The organism is Aliisedimentitalea sp. MJ-SS2, from assembly GCF_032586155.1.
GTDB lineage: Bacteria > Pseudomonadota > Alphaproteobacteria > Rhodobacterales > Rhodobacteraceae > JAWHTC01.
In genome coordinates, this window is sequence record NZ_JAWHTC010000006.1 from 36,566 (window position 1) to 58,764 (window position 22,199).

The 22,199-nt window shown below is 61.6% G+C and carries 23 protein-coding genes; 13 read left to right on the forward strand and 10 right to left on the reverse strand.

The window, feature by feature from the left end; translation table 11 throughout:
- Nucleotides 1-167 precede the first annotated feature (167 nt).
- Together lipA and RXV86_RS20190 are read left to right on the forward strand one after the other, a co-directional pair.
- Complete coding sequence (lipA, locus tag RXV86_RS20185; protein ID WP_316302339.1) at nucleotides 168-1,118, forward strand: lipoyl synthase; 951 nt, start codon at nucleotides 168-170, stop codon at nucleotides 1,116-1,118.
- 96 nt (nucleotides 1,119-1,214) lie between these two features.
- Nucleotides 1,215-2,495, forward strand: a complete 1,281-nt coding sequence (locus RXV86_RS20190; protein ID WP_316302340.1) for a tetratricopeptide repeat protein — start codon at nucleotides 1,215-1,217, stop codon at nucleotides 2,493-2,495.
- On the opposite strand, the gene RXV86_RS20195 is transcribed toward RXV86_RS20190, so the two are convergent.
- The 5 genes from RXV86_RS20195 to trkA all read right to left on the reverse strand — a co-directional run bounded on the left by RXV86_RS20195 (nucleotide 2,477) and on the right by trkA (nucleotide 8,096).
- Nucleotides 2,477-3,364, reverse strand: coding sequence for a hypothetical protein (locus RXV86_RS20195; protein ID WP_316302341.1), 888 nt, complete (start codon nucleotides 3,362-3,364; stop codon nucleotides 2,477-2,479). The two genes, RXV86_RS20190 and RXV86_RS20195, sit on opposite strands and share 19 nt — an antisense overlap.
- A 91-nt stretch (nucleotides 3,365-3,455) precedes the next feature.
- A complete protein-coding gene (hflX, locus tag RXV86_RS20200; protein WP_316302342.1) occupies nucleotides 3,456-4,742 on the reverse strand; it encodes a GTPase HflX in 1,287 nt (428 codons plus the stop codon).
- Nucleotides 4,742-4,981, reverse strand: coding sequence for an RNA chaperone Hfq (hfq, locus tag RXV86_RS20205; protein WP_109464662.1), 240 nt, complete (start codon nucleotides 4,979-4,981; stop codon nucleotides 4,742-4,744). Before hfq ends, hflX begins: the two co-directional genes overlap by 1 nt.
- Before the next feature lie 143 nt (nucleotides 4,982-5,124).
- Nucleotides 5,125-6,594: a potassium transporter TrkG gene (locus RXV86_RS20210; RefSeq protein ID WP_316302467.1), complete on the reverse strand. Its 1,470-nt coding sequence runs from the start codon at nucleotides 6,592-6,594 to the stop codon at nucleotides 5,125-5,127.
- A 125-nt stretch (nucleotides 6,595-6,719) separates the two neighbouring features.
- Nucleotides 6,720-8,096 (reverse strand): Trk system potassium transporter TrkA, encoded by a 1,377-nt coding sequence (gene trkA / locus RXV86_RS20215; RefSeq protein WP_316302343.1) that lies wholly within the window; start codon nucleotides 8,094-8,096, stop codon nucleotides 6,720-6,722.
- A 138-nt stretch (nucleotides 8,097-8,234) separates the two neighbouring features.
- Between trkA and RXV86_RS20220 the strand changes: the two genes are divergently transcribed.
- Both RXV86_RS20220 and RXV86_RS20225 read left to right on the forward strand, forming a co-directional pair.
- Nucleotides 8,235-8,699 (forward strand): hypothetical protein, encoded by a 465-nt coding sequence (locus RXV86_RS20220; RefSeq protein WP_316302344.1) that lies wholly within the window; start codon nucleotides 8,235-8,237, stop codon nucleotides 8,697-8,699.
- A 119-nt stretch (nucleotides 8,700-8,818) separates the two neighbouring features.
- Nucleotides 8,819-9,283 (forward strand): thioesterase family protein, encoded by a 465-nt coding sequence (locus RXV86_RS20225; RefSeq protein ID WP_316302345.1) that lies wholly within the window; start codon nucleotides 8,819-8,821, stop codon nucleotides 9,281-9,283.
- A gap of 16 nt (nucleotides 9,284-9,299) precedes the next feature.
- Here RXV86_RS20225 and RXV86_RS20230 read toward each other — a convergent pair whose 3' ends face one another.
- Both RXV86_RS20230 and RXV86_RS20235 read right to left on the reverse strand, forming a co-directional pair.
- Complete coding sequence (locus RXV86_RS20230) at nucleotides 9,300-10,016, reverse strand: RlmE family RNA methyltransferase (protein ID WP_316302346.1); 717 nt, start codon at nucleotides 10,014-10,016, stop codon at nucleotides 9,300-9,302.
- 18 nt (nucleotides 10,017-10,034) lie between these two features.
- Complete coding sequence (locus RXV86_RS20235) at nucleotides 10,035-11,147, reverse strand: Ppx/GppA phosphatase family protein (protein WP_316302347.1); 1,113 nt, start codon at nucleotides 11,145-11,147, stop codon at nucleotides 10,035-10,037.
- A gap of 179 nt (nucleotides 11,148-11,326) precedes the next feature.
- On the opposite strand from RXV86_RS20235, the gene RXV86_RS20240 reads away from it, so the two are divergent.
- The 5 genes from RXV86_RS20240 to RXV86_RS20260 all read left to right on the forward strand — a co-directional run bounded on the left by RXV86_RS20240 (nucleotide 11,327) and on the right by RXV86_RS20260 (nucleotide 16,717).
- Nucleotides 11,327-13,207, forward strand: a complete 1,881-nt coding sequence (locus RXV86_RS20240; protein WP_316302348.1) for a PhoX family phosphatase — start codon at nucleotides 11,327-11,329, stop codon at nucleotides 13,205-13,207.
- Between the two features lie 177 nt (nucleotides 13,208-13,384).
- Nucleotides 13,385-13,681, forward strand: a complete 297-nt coding sequence (locus tag RXV86_RS20245; RefSeq protein ID WP_316302349.1) for a virulence factor — start codon at nucleotides 13,385-13,387, stop codon at nucleotides 13,679-13,681.
- Nucleotides 13,682-13,709: 28 nt separating this feature from the next.
- Nucleotides 13,710-14,645 (forward strand): methylenetetrahydrofolate reductase, encoded by a 936-nt coding sequence (locus RXV86_RS20250; RefSeq protein WP_316302350.1) that lies wholly within the window; start codon nucleotides 13,710-13,712, stop codon nucleotides 14,643-14,645.
- A gap of 9 nt (nucleotides 14,646-14,654) precedes the next feature.
- Nucleotides 14,655-15,737: a methyltetrahydrofolate cobalamin methyltransferase gene (locus RXV86_RS20255; RefSeq protein ID WP_316302351.1), complete on the forward strand. Its 1,083-nt coding sequence runs from the start codon at nucleotides 14,655-14,657 to the stop codon at nucleotides 15,735-15,737.
- A gap of 53 nt (nucleotides 15,738-15,790) precedes the next feature.
- Complete coding sequence (locus RXV86_RS20260) at nucleotides 15,791-16,717, forward strand: glucokinase (protein ID WP_316302352.1); 927 nt, start codon at nucleotides 15,791-15,793, stop codon at nucleotides 16,715-16,717.
- 129 nt (nucleotides 16,718-16,846) lie between these two features.
- Here the strand turns inward: RXV86_RS20260 and RXV86_RS20265 are convergent, their stop codons facing one another.
- From RXV86_RS20265 to pdxH, 3 genes are all read right to left on the reverse strand, one after another.
- Nucleotides 16,847-17,284 carry a DUF192 domain-containing protein gene (locus RXV86_RS20265; RefSeq protein WP_316302353.1) on the reverse strand — a complete coding sequence of 146 codons (438 nt, stop codon included), beginning with the start codon at nucleotides 17,282-17,284 and terminating at the stop codon, nucleotides 16,847-16,849.
- A 55-nt stretch (nucleotides 17,285-17,339) separates the two neighbouring features.
- A complete protein-coding gene (locus tag RXV86_RS20270; protein ID WP_316302354.1) occupies nucleotides 17,340-17,876 on the reverse strand; it encodes a cold shock domain-containing protein in 537 nt (178 codons plus the stop codon).
- A 116-nt stretch (nucleotides 17,877-17,992) separates the two neighbouring features.
- Nucleotides 17,993-18,598: a pyridoxamine 5'-phosphate oxidase gene (pdxH, locus tag RXV86_RS20275; RefSeq protein WP_316302355.1), complete on the reverse strand. Its 606-nt coding sequence runs from the start codon at nucleotides 18,596-18,598 to the stop codon at nucleotides 17,993-17,995.
- Nucleotides 18,599-18,804: 206 nt separating this feature from the next.
- Between pdxH and fabI the strand changes: the two genes are divergently transcribed.
- From fabI to RXV86_RS20295, 4 genes are all read left to right on the forward strand, one after another.
- On the forward strand, nucleotides 18,805-19,611 hold the full coding sequence (fabI, locus tag RXV86_RS20280; RefSeq protein WP_316302356.1) for an enoyl-ACP reductase FabI: 807 nt from the start codon (nucleotides 18,805-18,807) through the stop codon (nucleotides 19,609-19,611).
- Nucleotides 19,612-19,718: 107 nt separating this feature from the next.
- The gene (locus RXV86_RS20285; RefSeq protein ID WP_316302357.1) at nucleotides 19,719-20,333 is read left to right on the forward strand and encodes a LysE family transporter; all 615 of its coding nucleotides are present in this window, start codon (nucleotides 19,719-19,721) and stop codon (nucleotides 20,331-20,333) included.
- 11 nt (nucleotides 20,334-20,344) lie between these two features.
- Nucleotides 20,345-20,863 carry a xanthine phosphoribosyltransferase gene (gene gpt, locus RXV86_RS20290; RefSeq protein WP_316302358.1) on the forward strand — a complete coding sequence of 173 codons (519 nt, stop codon included), beginning with the start codon at nucleotides 20,345-20,347 and terminating at the stop codon, nucleotides 20,861-20,863.
- Between the two features lie 45 nt (nucleotides 20,864-20,908).
- Nucleotides 20,909-22,081 (forward strand): aminotransferase, encoded by a 1,173-nt coding sequence (locus tag RXV86_RS20295; RefSeq protein WP_316302359.1) that lies wholly within the window; start codon nucleotides 20,909-20,911, stop codon nucleotides 22,079-22,081.
- Nucleotides 22,082-22,199: the final 118 nt, after the last annotated feature.

A 22,199-nucleotide genomic window follows, 5' to 3' on the forward strand; every position in this document is an offset into this window, starting at 1 on the left:
GTTATGCTTCCAAGCGTCGGATTAGAACGATTCTAACCCCTTCGCAATGCGACATTCACTCCCTTTTCCAAAGGGTTGATCAGGACGCATGGCGGCATCCCGGCTTTGGCCGTGACAGCATGCCATTGCACACTATATAAGGGGGCGATTTGAAAGGACCCTGCCCGATGCGCGACCTGAAACTGCCCGGCGAACGCCACCCCGAAAAGGCCCATCGCCCCGACAAGGCGCAGCCGAAAAAACCCAAGTGGATCCGGGTCAAGGCGCCCAGCGGCCCGGGCTATGCCGAGACCCACCGCATCATGCGTGAAAACAAACTGGTAACGGTTTGCGAAGAGGCCGGATGCCCCAATGCCGGCGAATGCTGGTCGCAGGGTCACGCCACCATGATGATCATGGGCGAGATCTGCACCCGGGGCTGTTCCTTCTGCAATGTCGCCACCGGCCGCCCCGATGCTTTGGACACGTTCGAGCCGGGCCGCGTGGCCCACGCGGTCAAGACGCTTGGCCTCAGCCACGTGGTGATCACCTCGGTAGACCGCGACGACCTTAAGGATGGCGGCGCCGAGCACTTCGCTCAGACCATCCGCGCCGTGCGCCACCAGTCACCCGAGACCACCATCGAGATCCTGACACCGGATTTCCTCAAATGCGATGACAGCGTGCTTGAAGTGGTGGTCGAGGCCCGCCCGGACGTGTTCAACCACAATCTTGAAACCGTGCCAGGTCTCTATCCCACCGTGCGCCCCGGCGCGCGCTATTTCCACTCGCTGCGCCTGCTCCAGCGGGTCAAGGAACTGGACCCGTCGATGTTCACCAAGTCCGGCATCATGGTCGGCTTGGGAGAGGACGAACAGTCCGTGCGCCAGATCATGGATGACATGCGCGCGGCGGATGTGGATTTCCTGACAATTGGGCAATACCTGCAACCGACACCGAAACACCATGCGGTGGATCGCTTTGTGACGCCCGGCGAGTTCAAGGCCTATGAAAAAGCTGCCTATGGCAAGGGCTTTCTGATGGTTTCGGCCACGCCCCTGACCCGTTCGTCCTATCACGCCGGCGATGATTTCGCCCGGTTGCGTGAAAATCGGCTGGCGAAACTCGGTCAGGGCTGAGCCGCTCACTGCTCGCGAACGGGCGCGTCTCGCTTGGCGGATCGCACAAACCTTCGTAGGGTGGGTTTCCAACCCACCTACCCTGCGAGGACGCTCATGCTCACCGACGCCTACGGCACCCCCCTGCACACGACCAAAGCAGAAGCCCGCGACGCCTATATCGACGGCATGACGGCCTATCTCGAGGCCCAGCCCGGCGTCGATGTCGCCTATGACCGCGCGATTGCGGCTGATCCGGGTTTTGCCATGGCCTACGCCGCCAAGGCCCGCAATGCCCAGGTCTATGCCCGCATCCCCGAGGCGCGTGCCCTGATGGGCCAGGCGATGGAGCGGGCCGAAGGCATCACCGGTCAGGCCCGCCAGCATCTTGAGGCATTCGACCACCTGATCCACTCGCGCGTACGCGAAGGCTATGCGCTCGTGCGCCAGCACCTTCTGGACTATCCCCGCGACGCGCTGGTGGCACAGACCTGCATGGGGGTGTTTTCCCTCATCGGTTTCTCCGGACAGTCGGGCCGCGAGGCCGAACATCTGGCGCTCGCTGAAATGCTCGCCCCGCACTATGGCGACGACCCCTGGTTCCTGTCGCAACTGGCCTTTGCCCAGATGGAGGCGGGGCAGTTGGACCCGGCGCTGAAATCCATTGACGCCTCGCTGGCCGCGCGACCCCGGTCCGGCCATGGCAGCCACATCCGGGCGCATCTATACTATGAAATGGGTAAAACCGCCGAAGGGCTGGCCTATCTCACCGACTGGATGAAGGACTACGACCGCGCCGGCATGATGCATTGCCACAATTCATGGCATTGTGCGCTCTGGTCGGTGGGATCGGGCGACGCGGCCACCATGTGGCAGATCGTCGACCGCGACCTGCTTCCGGACGTGACCCAAAGCCCCGGGCTCAACGTGCTGACCGATCTTTCTTCGCTCTTCTACCGTGCCGGACTCGCCGGTGTCGAAGTGCCGCCGGAACGCTGGGCACAACTGTCGAACTATGCGGCGCGCGCCTTCCCCAATCCCGGCCTCGGCTTCGCCGATATCCACGCCGCGCTGGCCCACGCCATGGCTGGTCGTGACGAAGCCCTGCGCAAGATCATCGAAGGGGCCAAAGGCCCCGTCGCCGATCAGGTTGCCCCCTGCGCAACCGCTTTCGCGTCAATTGCCAAAGGCGATTGGGCCGCCGCCGAATCCGCGCTCTTGCCGGTTATGGCCAGCCACGAACGCTTGGGCGGCAGCCGGGCACAGCGCGATCTTCTGGAGTTGACCATGCTGCATGTGCTGATCCGCCAGGGTCAAGCGGGGGCCGCGCGGCGCCTTCTGACCATGCGACGTCCGATGACCGACAACAAAGCGGCAGTTCAGGGACTGGCCGCCTGACCGGGCAACGGCCCGCAACTCAACGCCTCACGGATTGCGTCGGCCCGCCCGTTGCCGCCGGTCAGCACTCCCGCGGCCTCCAACATCTCACGACTAGGGCGCCAGAGCTGGTCATGCGACGTGGCAAAGACCTTGGCAATGAAACCCGGATCAACGCCGCGCTCCTTCAACCAGACCCGATCCCGTGCTTCTTCTTCGGCGATTGAAGACGCAGGCACATAACCCAGCAAGGCATATCCATGAAACCCCAATGCGCCTTCGGGGCCAAGACCGCGATTGTGCCCAGCCATGAAGGCCAGCGTGCAGGCCGAAGCACACAATCCAACGGCCTGCGTGTCCAGCCCGTTCTCGGCAATTCTTGCGGCGAATGCTCTTGCTACCGGAACCAACCCACCTTCGCTGGTGAGACTGATGACCTCAAGATCGGGGTGGAACAAAAGCGTGGTACAGAAGCGGTTGTAGAGCGGCCATGTCATCGTGCCCTCGACAAACGCCGTTTGCCCCGCAACCGGTAAGGGCATCACTGGCGGCAGCCCGCCCGTATCCGCCCCGCGGGCGGCGTAACTGTCAAGTTCAGCCACTCCGAACAGGACCGTGGCAGCCCCGATCCCGGCCAGCGCTCCGCCAGCAGCCATACCGCTTTTTTCGCGTCGCGCCGCCCGCCAGGTGCCAACTACCTGCCAGATCAGCAAGCCAGCACTGGCCAGGGTGAACAGCGCAAACGCCACCAGCGGCCACTCTACCGGTCGCATTCGGCTGAGCCCGGACACACCAAGCCGCAACCCCAGCAGCGTGAGCAGCACCGTTGGCAACAGCGCCACCTGCCCTTGCCAATGCAATCGGGCAAAACCTGTTATTCGGGATAACATGGGATCAGCTTAAGGCCCTTGCCCGCCTGCGTGCAACACTCGCCCGCTTCGCGCACGCCCCTCGATTATTCACGAAAAATCGCGCCGGGCCTTACAGGTTACGAAATTTCTGTTCCTGCCGGTCATTCCACAGCACGGTCAGAACAAATCCTTCTTCGGTTTGCTCCTCCGTCTCGATTACCCCTTCCTCGTGCAGCCAAGCGCGTTTGCGACCCTCCGCATAGGGCAGAACCAGCCGGGTCTCGTGGCGTATCCCCACCAGCCTCTGTGACACGGTTTCCAGGAAGGCTGCCATCCCTTCACCGCTGATCGCCGACAGGGCCACCACGTCATCATCGCGCGCCGCAGAGTTAAGAACCGCCTGGTGCGCATCTTCCGGGAGCAGATCGATCTTGTTCCAGACTTCGAACTGAGGCGTGTCTTCACCGACACCCAGGGAAGACAGAATTGTGTGCACGTCCGCCGCCTGATCTTCGGTTTCGGGGTGCGAGATATCGCGCACATGGCAGATCAGGTCCGCCGCCAAAACCTCTTCCAGCGTCGCGCGGAAGGCCGCGACCAGTTCTGTCGGCAGGTCCGAGATGAATCCCACCGTATCGCTGAGGATCACTTCGGGGCCACCATCGGGCAGCACCACCCGGCGCATGGTCGGGTCGAGTGTGGCAAACAACATGTCCTTGGCCATCACCTCGGCTCCGGTCAGCCGATTGAAAAGCGTGGATTTACCGGCATTGGTATAGCCCACCAGCGCCACGATCGGGAACGGCACCTTGGCGCGCGCCTTACGGTGCAACTCGCGGGTCTTGACCACCTTGGCCAGTTGCCGCCGCAACCGCACCAGCTGCTCGTCAATCGCCCGCCGGTCGGCCTCGATCTGGGTCTCACCGGGGCCGCCTACAAATCCAAGCCCGCCACGTTGCCGTTCAAGGTGGGTCCAGGCCCTGACCAGCCTTGTCCGTTGATAGGACAACGCCGCCATCTCCACCTGCAACACGCCTTCGCGGGTGGCGGCACGGTCGGAGAAGATTTCCAGGATCAACCCGGTCCGGTCGAGAAGCTTGACCTTCCATTCCTTCTCGAGGTTGCGCTGTTGTACTGGCGACACCGGCCCGTCGATCAGGACCAGTTCGACCTCATTGGCCTGCATCCGGTCCTTCAGCTCGGCAATCTTGCCAGATCCGAACAACAGCCCCGGATGCGGCCTGGGCAGGCGCACAACCTCGGCGCCCACCACCTCAAGCTCGGGCAGTGCTGCGGCCAGCGAAACGGCTTCTTCCAGCGCGCGCTCGGGATCGCGCGTGCGGTCATCGTTGCGGATATCGGGATGCAGCACCCAGGCGCGGGTCACATGCGTCTCACCGGTTGCGGGGTCACCCATCAGCTGGCGTCTTCACCCTCGTAAAGGCTGATCGGTTGGGCTGGCATGATGGTGGAAATCGCATGTTTGTAAACCAGTTGCGATTGGCCATCGCGGCGCAACAGCACGCAGAAATTGTCGAACCAGGTGATAACGCCCTGCAGTTTCACGCCGTTGATCAGAAAAATCGTGACGGGAACCTTGGTCTTGCGGACATGATTGAGAAACGCGTCCTGGAGGTTTTGCTTGTCGGAAGCCATGTTGGTTTTTGCCTTTTTCTTGCTCCGGCACCCACCGGTCATGGATCGGCGGGCACGTCCCCTGTTCCGCGCGAGTATGTCGCGGCGCCGCCCGGGCGTCCAGAGCAAAAATCCTCATGGCCGGGCGCGGTGTATCCGGCGCGTCAATCTCGCCACAGCACCGGGTTGATCAATGCGATAATCGCCAACAATTCCAGCCGCCCCAGCACCATTGCGGCCGAGAAAACCAGCTTGCCCGCCGCCCCCATTTCAACCAGGAAAATCGGCGTGTCGGCAGCCGCCGCGACCAGTGGGCCCGTGGTACTGAGCGCGGCCACGGCCAACACGACGGCGTTTTCGAACCCGACGCCAAGATAGGCCAGCACGGCCGAAACCAGGGCCAGGGTCAGCGCAAACAGCATGAAGAAGACCCAGGCGACGAAGGCGCCTTTGCGCCGGATGCGGCGACCGTGACCCGCCGCCCGCCCGACCGAACTTGGATGAACCAGCCTGTCCATTTCGCGCAGCCCGTTGAGGTAAAGCGCGTAGACCCGCAAGAGCTTGACCCCGCCTGCGGTGGTGGCCACGCCGCCGCCCATCATCGCCAGACCCATCAGGATCATCCCCGGCGTGTTCAGCCCCGACCAATTGCGCGCCGCTTGCCAGCTGTCACTTTCGAACCCGGTGGTGGTCAGGAAGGACATCACCGTGAACACCGCGCCCCACAGCGCATGGGCTGCGGCGGCAAGGTTTTCCACAGCATCCACATCGTAGGCCGCCAGCCAGTGACGCAGCATCAACAGCATCGGCACCCCAGCCACCAGCAACAGACCAATGCGAAACTCCGGATCATGGTGAAGTCCTTGGCGCGCACTGGTTAGCGTATCAGACGAAAAGGTCAGCCGTGACAGCCCGAAGAACAGGAACAGGAAGACCAGCACCTCGCCGGCATAGCCCGCCTGCCCCCCGGCAAGGCTGCTGTTCAACGCGGTGATGCCACTTGTGGCCAGGGTCGACATGGCGTGGATCGCCCCGTCAAGCGGCCGCTCGCCGGCGATCACCAGGCAGAACCACAGCACGGCAGTCAGTCCGACATAAACCGGTGTCAATTGCCGGGCCGAGCGTTGCAAACGGCGATTGGCCTGGGTCACTTCATAGCGTTCCAGCGGCGTGTCCCCACGGCCCGGCTCGGCCGACGCCGTCACCTCGAACCCGCCCAGCGACAGCGGTGCCAGGATGGCAGCGGCAGAAATCCACATGATCAGTCCACCGAACCAGCCCACTTGCGCCCGCCACAGATGCATCGAACCACTGAGCCGCTCGGCATCGAACAACGTCGCGCCGGTGGTGGTCAGCGACGACACCATTTCGACATAGGCATTCAGATAGGACGTGGTGCGCAGCCCCTCATAGAGCGGCAGCGCCAGAAACAGCGGCAGGACCGTGAACCCGGCCAGCAACGCAGCCAGATCGGTCAATCCGCCGCGCGATTGTCGCGGCCGCCCTGACAGGGTGATGGTTATGACCGAAACGGTGAACAGCCCCAGGGTTCCGGCGTAAAAAAACGCCCGTGCCTCGCGGAACCCTTCCTGCACCAGCGCATGCAGTGCAGGGACATACATCGACAACGCCATCAGCCCGGCCAGAGCCAGGAAAAGCGGGATATGCCGAAACCGGTTCACCCGACCGCTCGTCGCTCCCTCACGGGCGCGCCTCGCTGTATCTGAGGGAGTTGCCCCGCAGCCATACGCGCCCTCCCTTAGAAGAAGTCAATCGAGACCTGCATGAGCCGCTCAACCTCCTGCACGTCCTTGGCCATGGCAAAGATCACCAGCACATCACCCTCTTCTATCCGCATCGTGCCAGTCGGTTTCATCACCTTGCCGTCCTTCAGCACCGCGCCGACCAGCGCCCCTTCGGGAAAGTCGATATCGCGGATCTGCTGTCCGGTGACCGGCGAAGTCGTCATCACCTCGGCCTCGATGATCTCGGCCTCGGCATCGCCAATGGAATAGACGCCCTTGACCCGACCATGGCGGATATGGCGCAGGATAGAGCTCACCGTGGTGGCGCGCGGGTTGATATAGGCGTCGATCCCCATCGGTGCCATCAGCGGCGCAAAGCTCGGGTCGTTGATCAGGGCAATCGCCATCGGACACCCCGCTTCCTTGGCACGCACCGCGCTCAAGAGGTTGGTCTTGTCGTCATCGGTTACGCACAACACCGCGTCGGCCCGGTCGATGCTGGCCTCGTTCAACAGCGCCACGTCAAGCCCGTCACCATTCAGGACGATGGTGCGTTCCAGAGCGTCCGCCGCCCGTTCCGCCACCGCGCGATTGGATTCGATCACCTTGGCCCGGATACGATCCTCTTCCGCCTCAAGCGCACTGGCGACGGCAAGGCCGACATTGCCCGCGCCGATGATCACCACGCGCTCCTGCTTGACATGTTTCTTGCCGAACACCTCGAGTGTGCGTGGCACATCCTCGGTTGCCAGGCACAGGTAGCATTCATCGCCCGCGAATATCTGATCTCCTGCTTCCGGGGCAAAGAGCCGCCCGTTGCGGCGCAACCCGATCACGATCACCCGCAGCGTCGAGAACAGGTCCGACAATTGCCTCAGCGGGGTGTTCGTCACCGGGCAGTCGGCATCAATACTCAACCCTAGAACTTGAGCCTTGCCGTCAAGGAAGGTCTCCGCATCGAAGGCCGCCGGGGACTTGAGACGACGCAAGGCGGCCTCGGCAACCTCGCGCTCAGGGCTGATCACCACGTCGATGGGCAGGTGATCCCGGCGGTAGAGGTCGGAATAGATTGCGGTGAGATAGCTTTGCGCGCGAAGCCGGGCGATCTTGCGCTTGATCGAAAAAACCGAATGTGCCACCTGGCAGGTCACCATATTGACCTCGTCAGAATAAGTGGCGGCGATGATCATGTCGGCATCTTCCGCCCCGGCACGATCCAGCACATCCGGGTAGGAGGCAAATCCCGCGATCCCCTGCACGTCCAGCGTATCGGTTGCCCGGCGCACCAGATCGGCATTGTTGTCGACCACGGTGACGTCGTTCTGTTCGCCCGACAGATGCCGCGCGATCTGCCAGCCCACCTGACCGGCGCCGCAGATAATGACTTTCATCGGGTTAGAGCCCCCTGCTTTGCCTCGTTTGGATGGCAGATGGGCGCGCAGAGGTCAATGGGAGGTCAATTGCTTTGTCGCTGCATCGCGGGCGCGGTATACTGCGGGCACTGTTGTTGTAAGTCCATGGTGGCTGTGATGAAAACCCCCGCCTTGTTTGCCTGCGTGATGTTGTCCGCCTGCACGCCGCTGGGCCTGTTTTACAAAGCCGGAACACCGGTCGCACGTGCTGACCGTGACCTGCTGAACTGCCGGGTTACGGCCGAGAATAAGGTGCCGGCAAGAATGGTGACGCGGGTGATCCCCGGCCCGGTATTGCCGCCGCAACGGATTTGCACTGCGGCCGGGGTTTGCCGCATGGTGCCGGGCCGCCACCTGCCCCCCGAAATCGTGACCGAAGACGCAAATGCCGGCCTGCGCCGCGAGGTCGTGGCCCAGTGCATGGGCGACCGAGGTTATGAATACGTGCGCATCCCGCATTGCCCGGCGGGAATTGCCAATGCCGTCACGCCGCAACAGACCAAGGTGATGCCACGGCTTGCGGCAAACTCTTGCGTCATTCGCGGTCAAGGTGGGGTTTGGCAGATCGTGACACCCGGATAAGCATCTGCATATGGCACCAACTACGTCACGTCGGCGCACATTGCATGTGACATGGCGTTGCAACCGTGGCCCGGCTTCCTCATGCTGCAAACCCAGACGCCGCGAAAGACAACAACCCCATGCCCACCCCCTTCATCTTCGAAACGACTGTCGATCCGGAGTGGATCGACTACAACGGCCACATGCGAGACATATACTACGGGATGGTGTTCAGCCTCGCGGCAGAAGCCGTACAGACCGAGATCGGCTTGGGCGAGGCCTATTGCAATCGCACCGGGTGCTCGGTTTATCTTCTCGAGGATCACAAGTATTTCTTAAAAGAAGTCAAAGCCGGCGCACCACTTCGCGTGGAAATCTCGGTTCTGAGCTGCGACGACAAGCGCTATCACCTCTATATGCGGATGGTCAGCGACGGGGCTGAGGCTGCAATCTCCGAACTCATGGAATTGCATGTCAGCCAACACCCAAAGCCTCATGCCACCGAAATGCCGCCCGAGGTTGTAGACAAGCTTAGGTCGGTTTGCCTCTCAAACGAAGACGCGCGCGCATTGAGATATCGCTCTCGATCACTGGCGCTGAGGTAACGTTTATCAGTCGGCTTCACCCGCGAAACCCGGTCGCGATGACGAACTTCTCGGAACTGTCTGATCGGCTGGAAGGCGGTTTCACATTCGCCACCTTGGTGAATTTCTGCTTCAGAAGTTTCTGTAACTCACCCTCGGCCCCACCGGCCAGCACCTTGGCGACAAAGGTGCCACCCTCTTCCAGCACGTCAAATGCGAAATACGCCGCCGCCTCGCACAGCGCCATGATCCGCAAATGGTCGGTCTGCTTGTGGCCAGAGGAGGCCGCCGCCATGTCGCTCATCACAACGTCGGCCTTGCCGCCAAGCCAATCCTTGACCCGATCGTCGGCGTCGTCCTCCATGAAATCAAGCTGGTAGAGCTCGGCTCCGGCAATCGGTTCAACCTCCTGCAGATCCACACCGATGATCCGCCCCACGGCCTTGCCACTTTTCTCACCCAAAGAATTGATCCGCGGCACTGCCACCTGAATCCAGCCACCCGGCGCACAGCCAAGATCAACAACCCGCGCACCGGGCACCAGAAAGCGGTACCTGTCATCCAGTTCCATGATCTTGAACGCGGCCCGACCGCGATAGCCTTCTTTCTGGGCGCGCAGCACGTAAGGATCGTTCAACTGCCGCTGCAGCCAGCGGGTCGAGCTCAGCTTGCGGCCTCGGGCCGATTTAACCTTGACCTTCAGGTCGCGTTGCCCGCGCCCGGACGTGTTCTTGCCAGTTGGTTTTTTTGTCATTGTCCAGTCCCCGCCGCGTCAGAACGGCCCGTCTTCCAACACCCCATCGGCGCTCATCTGGGCATAAAGCAGCCCTTCGCGCAGCCCCCGGTCGGCAACGCTCAACTGATCCGTCGGCCAGCATCGCAACAACGCCTGCAGGATCGCCGAGCCGGACATGATCAACGCCTGCCGGTCCTGGCCAATGCGCGGGTCGCGCCGCCGGCCACCGGGACCAAGCCGCAAATAGCCCTGAATCACCTTGTCGATCTGATCGCCGGTCATGCGCAGACCGTCTACCTTGGTCCGGTCATAGCGGCGTAATCCAAGATGGCTGGCCGCCACCGTCGTTACAGTACCGGAGGTGCCGACAATCTGGAAGCCTTCGCGGGCCTGCTCGTCCTTGTAGGGGGCAAACTCGGCCAGGTTTTCCTCGAAGAACCAGCTCATCAGCGCAAAGCGCGCCGAGTCGTCTTCGACATCACGGAACTGGTCGCGCAGCGTCGCCACCCCCAACGGCACGGAAATCCAATCCACCACTTTGGCCGCTGGAAACGGGCTGTTGCCATCATGGAACCCGGCATGCAGCCGCATGATCGCCCGGGGCCGTTCGCGATTTGGCACCGCGCTCAGATCAATCCACACCAGTTCCGTAGACCCGCCGCCAATATCGACGACCAGCAACTGTTCTGTCTTGGTGCTGACCAGCGGCGCGCAGGAAATCACCGCCAGCCGTGCCTCTTCTTCCGGCTGGATGATCTCGAGCCGCAACCCGGTTTCACGCCTGACCTGTGCAATGAAATCGTTGGCATTGCGTGCCCGCCGACAGGCCTCGGTCGCCACCAGCCGCATCCGCTTGACCTTGTGGCGCTTGAGCTTCTGCTGACAGATGCGCAGCGCCTGCACCGTGCGCCCCATCGAGGCGCGCGATAGCCGCCCGGTCTGCTCCAGACCCGATCCCAGTTGCACCGATTTCGAGAAGCTGTCCACCACATGAAACTGACTGCCCTTGGGTTGGGCAATCAGCATGCGACAACTATTCGTGCCCAGATCGAGCGCGGCATAAAGCTGCGATGGATCCGGCGGATTGGGCGCGGGGCTCTCAACCGGTTTCGGGAATGCGCCCGCACCTTCGGGACGCTTGGGCGCCATGACGTAACGCCCTCCATTTCGAGTTGCCTTCAATCTAGGCACGCGTCCTGTGCCGCGCAAGTGAATTCGCCAGCCAATGTCACACGGGTTTCACATATCGCGCCCTAGTCTTTGCAGGGCACGCGGTCGATTCGACAAAGCGTCGCCGCTACAACAGATTTCCACGACAGGAGAATGCAATGTCGGACCATGATGAGCTCAGCTTTGATGACTTTGATGAACAGGTAAACCCGCGCCCCGAAGGCTGTGAATTCGACGATGTTGTCGAAGCCGCCTTGTCGCGCCGCGCCTTCATGGGCGGTGTTCTGACCCTGGGTTGCTTTGCAACTCTTGGCGCGTCCCTGCCCACCGGCACAAAGGCGGAAACCAGCCGTTTTGCCTTTGACGCCATTGCCACGTCCACCGAAGACACGATCATCGTACCGCCGGGCTTCAAGTCCGAAGTTGTGGTCCGCTGGGCCGATCCGCTGTGGTCGGATGGCGTTGAATTTGACGGCGAAACCCGCGGCACCGCCGCCGCGCAGGCCCGCGCCTTTGGCGACAACACCGACGGGATGGAAATCTTCGCCCATGAGGGCCGCACTCTGCTGGTCGTCAACAATGAATACACCAACCGCTCGATCATCTGGGGCAACCGCCCCGGCGGCAAGGCAGAAACCGACGATGACGTCGAAAAAGGTATGCTGGCCCATGGGGTTACCGTCGTGGAACTCGCCCACGCCGAAACTGGCTGGGGCATCGTCAAGGACAGCCCCTTCAACCGCCGCATCACGCCGCGCACCGAGATGGCGATCACTGGCCCGGCCGCTGGCCATGACCTAGTGAAGACAGAGGCCGATCCGACCGGCACCAAGACATGGGGCACCTGGAACAACTGTGGCTCCGGCACCACCCCCTGGGGCACCTACCTGGCCTGCGAGGAAAACTTCAACGGTTATTTCTCGGCCACCGAAGAAGACCACAAAGTAACGGACGAGCACAAACGCTATGGCATCTCGTCACAGGATTGGGGCTATGGCTGGGCTCGGATCGACCACCGGTTCGATGTCCTGAAAAACCCGAACGAGCCAAACCGCGCCGGTTACGTCGTTGAAATCGACCCACGCGATCCGCAAAGCACCCCTAAGAAACGCACCGCTCTTGGCCGCCTCAAACACGAAAACGCCGAATGCGTCATCAACAGTGATGGCCGCCTGGTGATCTATATGGGCGACGATGAACGTAGCGAGTTCCTCTACCGCTACATCTCGGATGGCGTTTATGCCCCGGGCGTGGATACCGACGACCTGATGGAAAACGGCACGCTTTACGCGGCCAAATTCTTTGACACCGGCGCCGGTGAATGGCTGGCCCTGTCCGAGGACGCCACCGGTATGAGCAAGCCCGAGATCTGCATTCACACCCGGCAAGCCGCCTCGAAGGTCGGCGCCACCACGATGGACCGCCCCGAATGGGTTACCGCCAACCCGAACAAGGCCGAGGTCTATTGCGCGCTCACCAACAACAAGAACCGCGGCGTCAAGCCCAACAAGGGCGGCGATCTGACCCCGGTCGAAGGCCCCAACCCGCGCGAAGGCAACAAATACGGCCAAATCGTGCGTTGGCGCCCCAACGGCGGCGATCATACGGCCGAGGGATTTGCCTGGGACCTCTACGTGCTGGCGGGCAACCCAACGGTGCATGACGATGACCGCGCAGGCTCGGATAACGTGACCGCCAACAACATGTTCAATTCGCCCGACGGATTGGCCTTCGACTCGACCGGCCTGTTGTGGATCCAGACGGATGGAAAATACTCCAACGCCGGTGATTTCGCTGGTCAGGGCAACAACCAGATGCTGGCCGGTGATCCGGTGACCGGTGAAATCCGCCGCTTCCTTGTCGGCCCGAACGAAAGCGAAGTCACCGGCCTGTGCTGGTCCGCAGACAAGCGCACCATGTTCGTTGGCATCCAGCACCCCGGCGAAAAGGGGGACAGCCACTGGCCAGACGGTGGCAACAGCGTGCCGCGCTCGGCCATTATTGCCGTCACGCGCGATGACGGTGGGCTCCTAGGCTAGAGCCGCCCCTCAACATCTTCATGAAGAAATCGAAAGGGCGCCCGGGTGGCGCCCTTTCCTTATGCGGCATATCCTGTCGATCCAAACGTCGCATTGTCCCCTCGCGAAGTCGAAAACCGACCCTGTAACACGGCCTACGTGGATTACAGAGAGACAGGGAAACAGGAGGAATCAACCATGGTGGATGTCACCGTCGTCTATTGGCGCGATATCCCGGCGCAGGTCATCGTCGGCAAGGGCCGTCGTGGGGCCAAGATGCAACTGCCCGAACGCTTCGAGCAGGCCATCGATCGCGCCGCGATGAAGGTCAATGCCAAGGACGCCGATGCCTATCTCGCCGAATGGCGCAAGGCCCCTCCCTATTCCGTTGACGGAGAGGCATCGGAGGTTGCGGCAAACGAAGCCGACCGCCTTGATGCCGAATATGACCAGGACCGGATCAAGGCCCTGATCGCCAATGATGGTTGGGCGTGACGCCCCCATGCGCCTTTGGAGTGCAATGATGTCTCTTTTGAATTTCCGCCGGAAAGAGGCCGATATGGCCGCAACCCCCGTCTCGCCCGAAATGGAAGCCTTTCTCAAGGGCTATTCCATCGAGGTGATGCCGCGCACCGTGGCCAAGGTTGAAGACCTGCGCGATCACCTGGCCGAAGGCACCCGGGTCTATATCGCCCATATCGAGGGCACCCCGATCGAGGACATGGTCGGCGCCGCAAAGCGCATCGCGGACGAAGGCTTCGATGTGATGCCGCACTTCCCGGCCCGCATCATCAAGGATGCCGCGACGCTGGAAAACTGGATCGCCATGTATCAAGGCGAAGCCGGTGTGAAACAGGCCCTCCTGCTGGCCGGTGGCGTGGATCAGCCGCACGGCGATTTCCATTCGTCGATGCAGCTGCTGGAAACCGATCTCTTCGGTGAGGCGGGCTTCACCCATCTGCACGTCGCCGGTCACCCCGAGGGCAACCGCGACATCGACCCCGATGGCGGCACCAAGCTGGTTGATGAGGCCCTGCAGTGGAAACAGAAGTTCTCAGAAACCTCGGACGCCAAGATGGCGCTTGCGACCCAGTTCGCGTTCGAGGCTGGCCCGATCATCGAATGGGCCAACAGCCTCAAGGCCGCTGGCATCGACCTGCCGGTCCATATCGGCATCGCCGGTCCGGCCAAGCTGCAGACCATGATCAAGTTCGCCGTCACCTGTGGCGTCGGCCCGTCGATCCGCGTGCTGCAACGCCGCGCCAAGGATGTCAGCAAGCTGCTCCTGCCTTACGAGCCGACCGAAGTTCTGAGCGAACTGGCCGCCCACAAGGCCGCCAACCCGGATTTCAACATCGAACAGGTACACTTCTTCCCGCTTGGCGGCATCAAAACCAACGCCAAGTGGGCGATCGACCACGGCGGTGCCTCCACCGCCCCCGTAAACGCGCAAGGATAAGATAAAAACATGACCCAAACGATCGTCGAATCGAACAGTAAAACCGCCATCATCGGTTTTGATCAACCCTTCTGCGTGATCGGCGAACGGATCAACCCCACGGGGCGCAAGATCCTCAACACCGAACTGGAAGCGGGCGATTTCAGCCGGGTCGAAGCCGACGCGCTGGCCCAGGTCGCCGCCGGGGCCACCGTTCTGGATATCAACTCGGGCGCGGTGTTCTCGAACAAGATGGCCGAGGACGTGCGCTACGCCGACAACAACTTTGTCGAACCCACACTGATGAAACAGTTGGTCGAAACCGTGCAGGCCGTCACCGATTGCCCGCTCTGCATCGACAGCTCGGTTCCTGGCGCGCTTGAGGCCGGTCTCGAGGCCGCCAATGGCCGCCCGCTGCTCAATTCGGTGACCGGCGAAGAAGAGCGCCTGGAAATGGTCCTGCCGCTGGTCAAGAAATACAACGTTCCGGTGGTCGCCATTTCGAACGACGACACGGGCATTTCCGAAGACCCGGACGTGCGGTTTGCCGTGGCCAAGAAGATCGTCGAGCGCGCCGCGGATTTCGGCATCCCGGCGCATGACATCGTGGTTGACCCGCTGGTTATGCCGATCGGCGCCATGGGCACCGCCGGCTTGCAGGTCTTCACCCTGGTCCGCCGCCTGCGCGAAGAGCTGGGCGTCAACACCACCTGTGGTGCCAGCAACATCTCGTTTGGCCTGCCCAACCGTCACGGCATCAACAACGCCTTTCTGCCGATGGCGATGGGCGCTGGCATGACCAGCGCGATCATGAACCCGGTTGCCCTGCCCGTCGGCCCGAAAAAACTGGCCGAGAAAAAGACCGAGGTTGAAGCCGCTGGCATCATCCTGCCCGCCGACATGGATGACGAAACCTTCTGCCAGATGTTCGGCATTGGCAGCACCAAACCGCGCCCCGGCAAGGAAATGGAGGCCATCCGCGCCGCCAATTTCCTGACCAACAACGACGACAGCGGCGGCGAATGGATCAAGTTCAACAAGGTCCCCGCCAAGGCTGGCGAAGAAGGCCGTGGCCGGGGTGGCCGCGCCGGAGGCCGTCGTCGCCGGGGCTGATCCTCAGCGTCATAACCAAATGGAAACCCCGCCATCATCGACGGGGTTTTTTCTTGCCTTCAAGCGGTTATGCTCGCCCCATGATCACTGCACCGCTCCTCGTCGCCGATGTCGGCGGCACGTCCAGCCGTCTCGCCTTGTCTGACGGGCCGACATTGCGCCTCGACACGGTGCGCAGCTTCGGAAACGAAGGTTTTTCCAGTTTCACGGCCGTGCTGCGTAGCTACCTGGCCGAACACCCGGTTGCGCCTGCCGCTATTGCGCTGGCTGGTGCTGGGCCGGTGACGGGGGACCGCATCCGGCTGACCAACCGCAACTGGACGATCTCCGCCCCGGAGATCGCCACCTTAACCGGTTGCACCAACATCACCCTGATGAACGACCTGCAGGCCATGGGCCACGCCCTCGCCGTGCCTTCCATCGCTGGCAGTCCGCTGACCCAAACCCGGCTCGTCCTCGCCATCGGCACCGGGATAAATGCCGCCGTGGCCCATCCCACACCGGGCGGTGCCTTCGTGCCCACTTCGGAGGCGGGCTACTCCACCCTGCCTGTCACCACGCAGCAAGACGCCGCCCTGCTCGCGAAACTCCCCGTTCCAGCGATCGAATCCGTGCTCTCCGGCCCCGGTCTCACTCGCCTGCACCAGCTGCGCACCGGTGACATGCTCCCCCCCGAGCAGATCACCCGCACCTCATCCGACACACTTAACATGGCGCTACGCCTGCTCGGCGCCCATCTCGGCACACTGGCCCTGACCCATCTGCCAATGGGCGGTCTCTACCTTGCCGGCTCGGTCGGGCGCGCCCTGCACCCGCATCTCAACCATCCGGAATTTCGCGACCACTATACCAACCGAGGTCCTTACTCCGATCTGGTGAGCGCCATCCCGCTGCGCGTGATCGAAAGCGACACCGCCCCCCTTCTCGGCTTGGCGCAACACATGGCAAACCGGACCGCTCCAGCCCCTTCATTTTGCTGAAAATACTTGAAAACCACCCCGCAGAACCCACCACCTGCCAGAGCAGCGCGACAAGATACCATAGGGCCCGAGCGAAGCGAGGCCCCCCGGCGACGCCGTCAGGCGGCGCAAAACCTCAAGTATCGCAGATCACTCGCAGGGCCACGCCGCCCCGACGTCAAAGGCGCGATGTTGCATCTCGCTGCCCTCGGCAATTCCGAACGCCCGGGCCTGACCGCCATTGATCTCCAGAACCGCCAGGATCCCCGGCCCACCGGGAATCTGTTTCAGGTCTCCGGGCACCGCGTCGTGATGCACCCTGCGCACCACGCCACGTTCATCAAGAAAGATCATATCGAGCGGAATACGCGTGTTCTTCATCCAGAAGGACACGAATGTCGGGCGTGCGTAGATGAACAGCATGCCGCCGTTCTTGGGCAGGCTGTCGCGAAACATCAACCCGCGTGAGCGTTCGCGCACGGAATCAGCGATCTCGACCGTGAACTGCGCCTGCCCCCAAGGCCCGCGCAGTTTCACTAGGTCGTCGCGGCAGTCTCCCGCCCAGGCAGGCCAAGCCAGCACACTCATCAAAACGACCAAGACGGCCTGTTTCAATGCGTATACAAACCGGCCCAACACCGGATCAGTGATCGTCAGGCTTCAGGGCTGCTTCCCAGGCACAAACCTCGGTCGCCATGCGTCCGCGTTTACCGTCGATCACTCGGATCGCCAGTGCCTCGCCGGGCTGCAGATCGGCAAGCCCCGATCCGCGCAGCACTTCGATATGTACGAACACGTCTTCGCTGCGGCCAAAGACATTGGCAAAGCCGAATCCCTTCCCCTTGTCGAACCACTTGACCCTTGCGGGTTCAAGCGGTGCCGCGCGCATCACTTCCGGATCGATCTCGGCGAAATCGGCCAGAGGCATCATGCCTGTGCCCTCTGGAGGTTCGATCTTCAGAACCTCGATCGCCTGAACCCCTCGGTCCGTTTCCTGTACCAGTATTTGCACGCGTGCCGCATCGGCAACCGAGCTCTGCCCGAAATTGCGCAGAACATTCGCGTGTAAAAGAATATCCGGTCCGCCCTCGTCGGCAATCACAAACCCAAATCCCTTAGCGGGATCAAACCACTTTACCTGACCAAAGACTTCACGGGTGCTATCCGCATCCTGTCTCAAGCTTCCTGTCCATCATTGTCTTCATCCCCAGTTACTGTCTTGCGCTTTGCGAGGCCGAGTTTCAAGGAGAAAAACTCTTTCCCTTTCAACACCTTGCATTTCACGTTACGCGAAATTCAAGGGCTCAGGCGGTGAATCTGCCAGTTCGCATCCACATTTTCACGACGCCAACGGAATCTGTCATGCAACCGGAACGCACCATCTGCCCAGAACTCTATCTCCAGTGGTGTAATGCGATAACCACCCCAGAAAGGCGGGCGCGCCGGGTTTGGCCCTTGCGCCGCGGTGACCTTGGCCACCTCGGCCATCAAGGCGGTGCGTGAACTGAGCGGTTGCGACTGACGCGACGCCCAGGCCCCGAGCCGGCTTTTAAGTGAGCGAGAGGCATAATAGGCATCGGCCTGCGGTCCACTTTCTCGGCTGACCAGCCCGCGCACGCGGATCTGGCGACGCAGGCTTTTCCAGTGGATCACAAAAGACGCCTTTCCGGCCCCGTCGATCTCCTGAGCCTTTGCGCTACCGTAATTGGTATAGAAAACGAACGCCCCATCCTCGATATCCTTCAGCAGCACCATCCGCGCATTGGGCAGGCCGTCGGCGTCCACCGTCGAAAGCGCCATCGCATTGGGGTCGTTGGGCTCACTCGCCTCTGCTTCGGACAACCAGGCGCGGGCGATGACGAAGGGATCGTCGCCTGCAAATTTACCACTTCTGTCCGTCATTGATCGGTCACCTGTCAAACCCGGTCTTTGATCTTCTGGTCAAATCCCTTGTGGCACTCATGGCTATGCTGCGCAACAGGACATTGGTCTCGAAAACACGGCGCGTATCCAACCTGCCCGTCGTCAGCCCCTTGATGCACCCCATTCTATCGCCTAAAGAAATCAGACAGCAGAAATGCGCCAAGAACATGCGGGACGGGAAAAAAATGCCGAACAACCTGATGGCGGGCAAACGTGGCCTTATCATGGGCCTTGCCAACGACAAATCGATTGCCTGGGGTATTGCTAAGGCCTGTGCCGATGCCGGGGCTGAGCTGGCCTTCTCCTATATGGGCGACGCATTTCGCAAACGGGTCGTGCCACTCGCCGAGCAATTGGGTGTCGAAACACTGATCGATTGTGACGTATCGGACCCGGACTCGATCGACGCCGCCTTCGAAAAGATTCGTGTCGAATGGGGTAAGATCGACTTCATCGTTCACGCCATCGGCTTTTCCGACAAGAACGAGTTGCGCGGCCGATACGTCGAAACGTCGCGCGATAACTTCCTGATGACCATGGATGTGTCGGTCTATTCTTTCACCGCAGTAATGCAACGGGCCGAGAAACTGATGACCGAAGGCGGCAGCGCTTTGACCCTCACCTATTACGGCGCTGAACAGGTCATGCCACATTACAATGTCATGGGTGTGGCCAAGGCCGCGCTCGAGGCGTCGGTCAAATACCTGGCCGAGGATCTGGGCAAGGACGGGATCCGCGTCAACGCCATCTCGGCTGGCCCGATCAAAACCCTGGCCGCATCAGGCATCGGCGATTTCCGCTATATCCTGAAATGGAATGAATACAACTCGCCCCTGCGCCGCAATGTCACAATCGACGATGTCGGAAATTCGGCGCTCTATCTGCTCAGCGATCTGGGCAGCGGCGTCACCGGTGAAAACCTGCATGTCGATGCGGGCTACCACATTGTCGGCATGAAGGCGGTCGACGCCCCCGACATCGAAAAGGGCTGAGGGACGATGCGGCGCGGTTCGGCCCCGGTTGCGGTTGCCATCGCAATGCCGGCGCCGGATTGTATCGCCCATTTGCCAGGGACGTTTGACATGGCGGGTGACGGCACATGACCACTATGACCATCGCCCACCTCATCGCCTTCAACCTGACGCTGTTCGTGGCCATCGTTAGCCCGGGCCCGGCCTTCCTGTTCCTGCTGCGCACCACGCTGGCCAATGGCCGCGCCACCGGATTGCTCACGGCCTTGGGTCTGGCCACCATGGCCTCGGGCTGGACCGGGCTCGCGCTTTTTGGCCTCGACGGGATATTCAAACTCTTTCCGTGGGCTTATCTGACACTCAAGATCGTCGGCGCCAGTTACCTGATCTGGATCGCGATCAAAACCTGGCAACACGCGCGCGCGCCGGTCTCCGAAGCCGTACCGCCACCGGCCCACCGCGCCTATCTCTCGGGCCTTCTGGTCAACCTCGCCAACCCGAAATCTGTGCTGTTTTCGGCCGCCGTTATCGTCGTGATTTTCCCACCCGGCCTGACTGGCGCGGAAAAGTTAATCATCTACCTCAATCACTTCGCGGTCGAACTTGTTGTGCAGCCCGCATTGGCGTTGCTCTTGTCGACCTCGCTCATTCGAGGGCGCTATATCGCGCTCAAACCCGTCTTCGACCGCGTCGCGGCGTCCGTTCTCGGCACGCTCGGGTTGCGGCTTCTCATCGACCGATAAAGGACAAGACCATGACCGATCGCCTGCCCCATGAAAAAGGTTTCCATGTCAGCTGGGATCAACTTCACCGCGATGCCCGCGCGCTGGCGTGGCGTTTGGACGGCAAGGGCCCGGACAACGGAGCATGGAAGGCCGTGGTCGCGATCACCCGTGGCGGTATGGCCCCGGCGATGATCGTCAGCCGTGAACTGGATATTCGCATCGTCGATACCGTGTCGGTCAAATCCTACCACTCGGGTGGCGGCAAGGCTGATCAGCGACGCGAAGCACAAGTGCTCAAGGCCCCCGACACCGAGATGATGGGCGACGGCACCGGTGTCCTGATTGTCGATGACCTGGTCGATAGCGGCAAGACCCTGGAACTGGTCCGTGCGCACTATCCCAACGCACATTTCGCCTGTGTCTATGCCAAGCCCGAAGGTGAAAAACAGGCCGATACCTATATCACCTCGGTCAGCCAGGACACCTGGATCTTCTTTCCCTGGGACATGGCCTTGCAATATGTCGAACCCTATCGCGGCGTCGATTGATCCAACCGCTCATCAGAGCGGAGGCGCAATTTGCTGGAGACTGTCATGACCACGCGCACTGCCGCCACCTTCCCGCCCCCGGTGCCAGAGGCGTATCGCTGGCTTGACGGAGTCGAATTTCCCGCCGAACGACCGCTGATCAATGTCAGCCAGGCCGCCCCGGTGGCCCCGCCACCGCCGCCCATGCTCGACGCCATGGCCGAAATCGTCCGCGGCGACCCCGGGGCGCATCTCTACGGTCCCGTGCTCGGCCTGCCCGCCCTACGCGCCGAGGTCGCTTCGCAATGGTCGGCAAACTATGGCGGCTCGATCCGCAACACCCAGGTCGCCATCACCTCAGGCTGCAATCAGGCCTTCTGCGCCGTGATGGAAACTCTAACCGGAGAAGGAGATGAAGTTCTCCTCCCAACTCCTTGGTACTTCAACCATAAAATGTGGTGTGATATGTCCGGCATCACGGCTGTACCGCTGCTTACCGGTACAGGCCTGCTCCCTTATCCGGAGGTTGCCCGCAGCCTGATCACTGACCGCACCCGCGCTGTCGTGCTGGTCACACCCAACAACCCCGGCGGTGTCGAATACCCCGCATCCCTGGTCCGCGGCTTCTATGATCTCGCCCGCGAGTTCGGCCTGAAACTCATCGTCGACGAGACCTATCGCGACTTCCATTCGCAATCCGGTGCGCCGCATGATCTGTTTACCGATCCTGACTGGCATGACACTCTGATCCAGCTCTATTCCTACTCGAAATCCTATCGACTGACCGGCCATCGGGTCGGTGCCGTTGTAGCCTCTCAATCCACCCTCGCCGAGGTTGAAAAATTCCTCGATACCGTCGCAATCTGCCCCAACCAACTGGGTCAACGTGCCGCGCTGTGGGGCATGCAGAACCTGGGCCAATGGCTGGCCGGTGAGCGCGCGGAAATCCTCGACCGCCGCGCCGCCATCGAGGAAAGCTTCCCCCGCCTTGCCGCAAAGGGCTGGGAACTGCTGGGGGTTGGTGCCTATTTTGCCTGTGTCACCCACCCGTTTGACATCCCCTCAAATGAACTGGCGCCACTGTTGGTGAAAGAAGCCGGAATCCTTCTGCTGCCCGGCACCATGTTCCAGCCCGACAGCCATCCGGAAGGCAAGAAACAGCTGCGCATCGCGTTTGCCAATATCGACCGGGCGGGTATCACGGAACTTTTTGACCGGCTGGAACGGCTTGCTTTGTAAACCACCCTGAAACTGCCGCGCTGGCACCGGTTTTCGCGACATTTCGTACTCCACCGCGCTACACGGCTTCGCACGCGGTGAACCAGTCCGCGCAACCACCTGGCGTGGCGACATTAGT

What these genes read in the sequence shown, in the direction of transcription:
- lipA (WP_316302339.1), top strand. Translation starts at nt 168, where the DNA reads ATGCGCGACCTGAAACTGCCCGGCGAACGCCACCCCGAAAAGGCCCAT.
- RXV86_RS20190 (WP_316302340.1), top strand. Translation starts at nt 1,215, where the DNA reads ATGCTCACCGACGCCTACGGCACCCCCCTGCACACGACCAAAGCAGAA.
- RXV86_RS20195 (WP_316302341.1), bottom strand. Translation starts at nt 3,364, where the DNA reads ATGTTATCCCGAATAACAGGTTTTGCCCGATTGCATTGGCAAGGGCAG.
- hflX (WP_316302342.1), bottom strand. Translation starts at nt 4,742, where the DNA reads ATGGGTGACCCCGCAACCGGTGAGACGCATGTGACCCGCGCCTGGGTG.
- hfq (WP_109464662.1), bottom strand. Translation starts at nt 4,981, where the DNA reads ATGGCTTCCGACAAGCAAAACCTCCAGGACGCGTTTCTCAATCATGTC.
- RXV86_RS20210 (WP_316302467.1), bottom strand. Translation starts at nt 6,594, where the DNA reads ATGGCGTTGTCGATGTATGTCCCTGCACTGCATGCGCTGGTGCAGGAA.
- trkA (WP_316302343.1), bottom strand. Translation starts at nt 8,096, where the DNA reads ATGAAAGTCATTATCTGCGGCGCCGGTCAGGTGGGCTGGCAGATCGCG.
- RXV86_RS20220 (WP_316302344.1), top strand. Translation starts at nt 8,235, where the DNA reads ATGAAAACCCCCGCCTTGTTTGCCTGCGTGATGTTGTCCGCCTGCACG.
- RXV86_RS20225 (WP_316302345.1), top strand. Translation starts at nt 8,819, where the DNA reads ATGCCCACCCCCTTCATCTTCGAAACGACTGTCGATCCGGAGTGGATC.
- RXV86_RS20230 (WP_316302346.1), bottom strand. Translation starts at nt 10,016, where the DNA reads ATGACAAAAAAACCAACTGGCAAGAACACGTCCGGGCGCGGGCAACGC.
- RXV86_RS20235 (WP_316302347.1), bottom strand. Translation starts at nt 11,147, where the DNA reads ATGGCGCCCAAGCGTCCCGAAGGTGCGGGCGCATTCCCGAAACCGGTT.
- RXV86_RS20240 (WP_316302348.1), top strand. Translation starts at nt 11,327, where the DNA reads ATGTCGGACCATGATGAGCTCAGCTTTGATGACTTTGATGAACAGGTA.
- RXV86_RS20245 (WP_316302349.1), top strand. Translation starts at nt 13,385, where the DNA reads ATGGTGGATGTCACCGTCGTCTATTGGCGCGATATCCCGGCGCAGGTC.
- RXV86_RS20250 (WP_316302350.1), top strand. Translation starts at nt 13,710, where the DNA reads ATGTCTCTTTTGAATTTCCGCCGGAAAGAGGCCGATATGGCCGCAACC.
- RXV86_RS20255 (WP_316302351.1), top strand. Translation starts at nt 14,655, where the DNA reads ATGACCCAAACGATCGTCGAATCGAACAGTAAAACCGCCATCATCGGT.
- RXV86_RS20265 (WP_316302353.1), bottom strand. Translation starts at nt 17,284, where the DNA reads ATGAGTGTGCTGGCTTGGCCTGCCTGGGCGGGAGACTGCCGCGACGAC.
- pdxH (WP_316302355.1), bottom strand. Translation starts at nt 18,598, where the DNA reads ATGACGGACAGAAGTGGTAAATTTGCAGGCGACGATCCCTTCGTCATC.
- fabI (WP_316302356.1), top strand. Translation starts at nt 18,805, where the DNA reads ATGCCGAACAACCTGATGGCGGGCAAACGTGGCCTTATCATGGGCCTT.
- RXV86_RS20285 (WP_316302357.1), top strand. Translation starts at nt 19,719, where the DNA reads ATGACCACTATGACCATCGCCCACCTCATCGCCTTCAACCTGACGCTG.
- gpt (WP_316302358.1), top strand. Translation starts at nt 20,345, where the DNA reads ATGACCGATCGCCTGCCCCATGAAAAAGGTTTCCATGTCAGCTGGGAT.
- RXV86_RS20295 (WP_316302359.1), top strand. Translation starts at nt 20,909, where the DNA reads ATGACCACGCGCACTGCCGCCACCTTCCCGCCCCCGGTGCCAGAGGCG.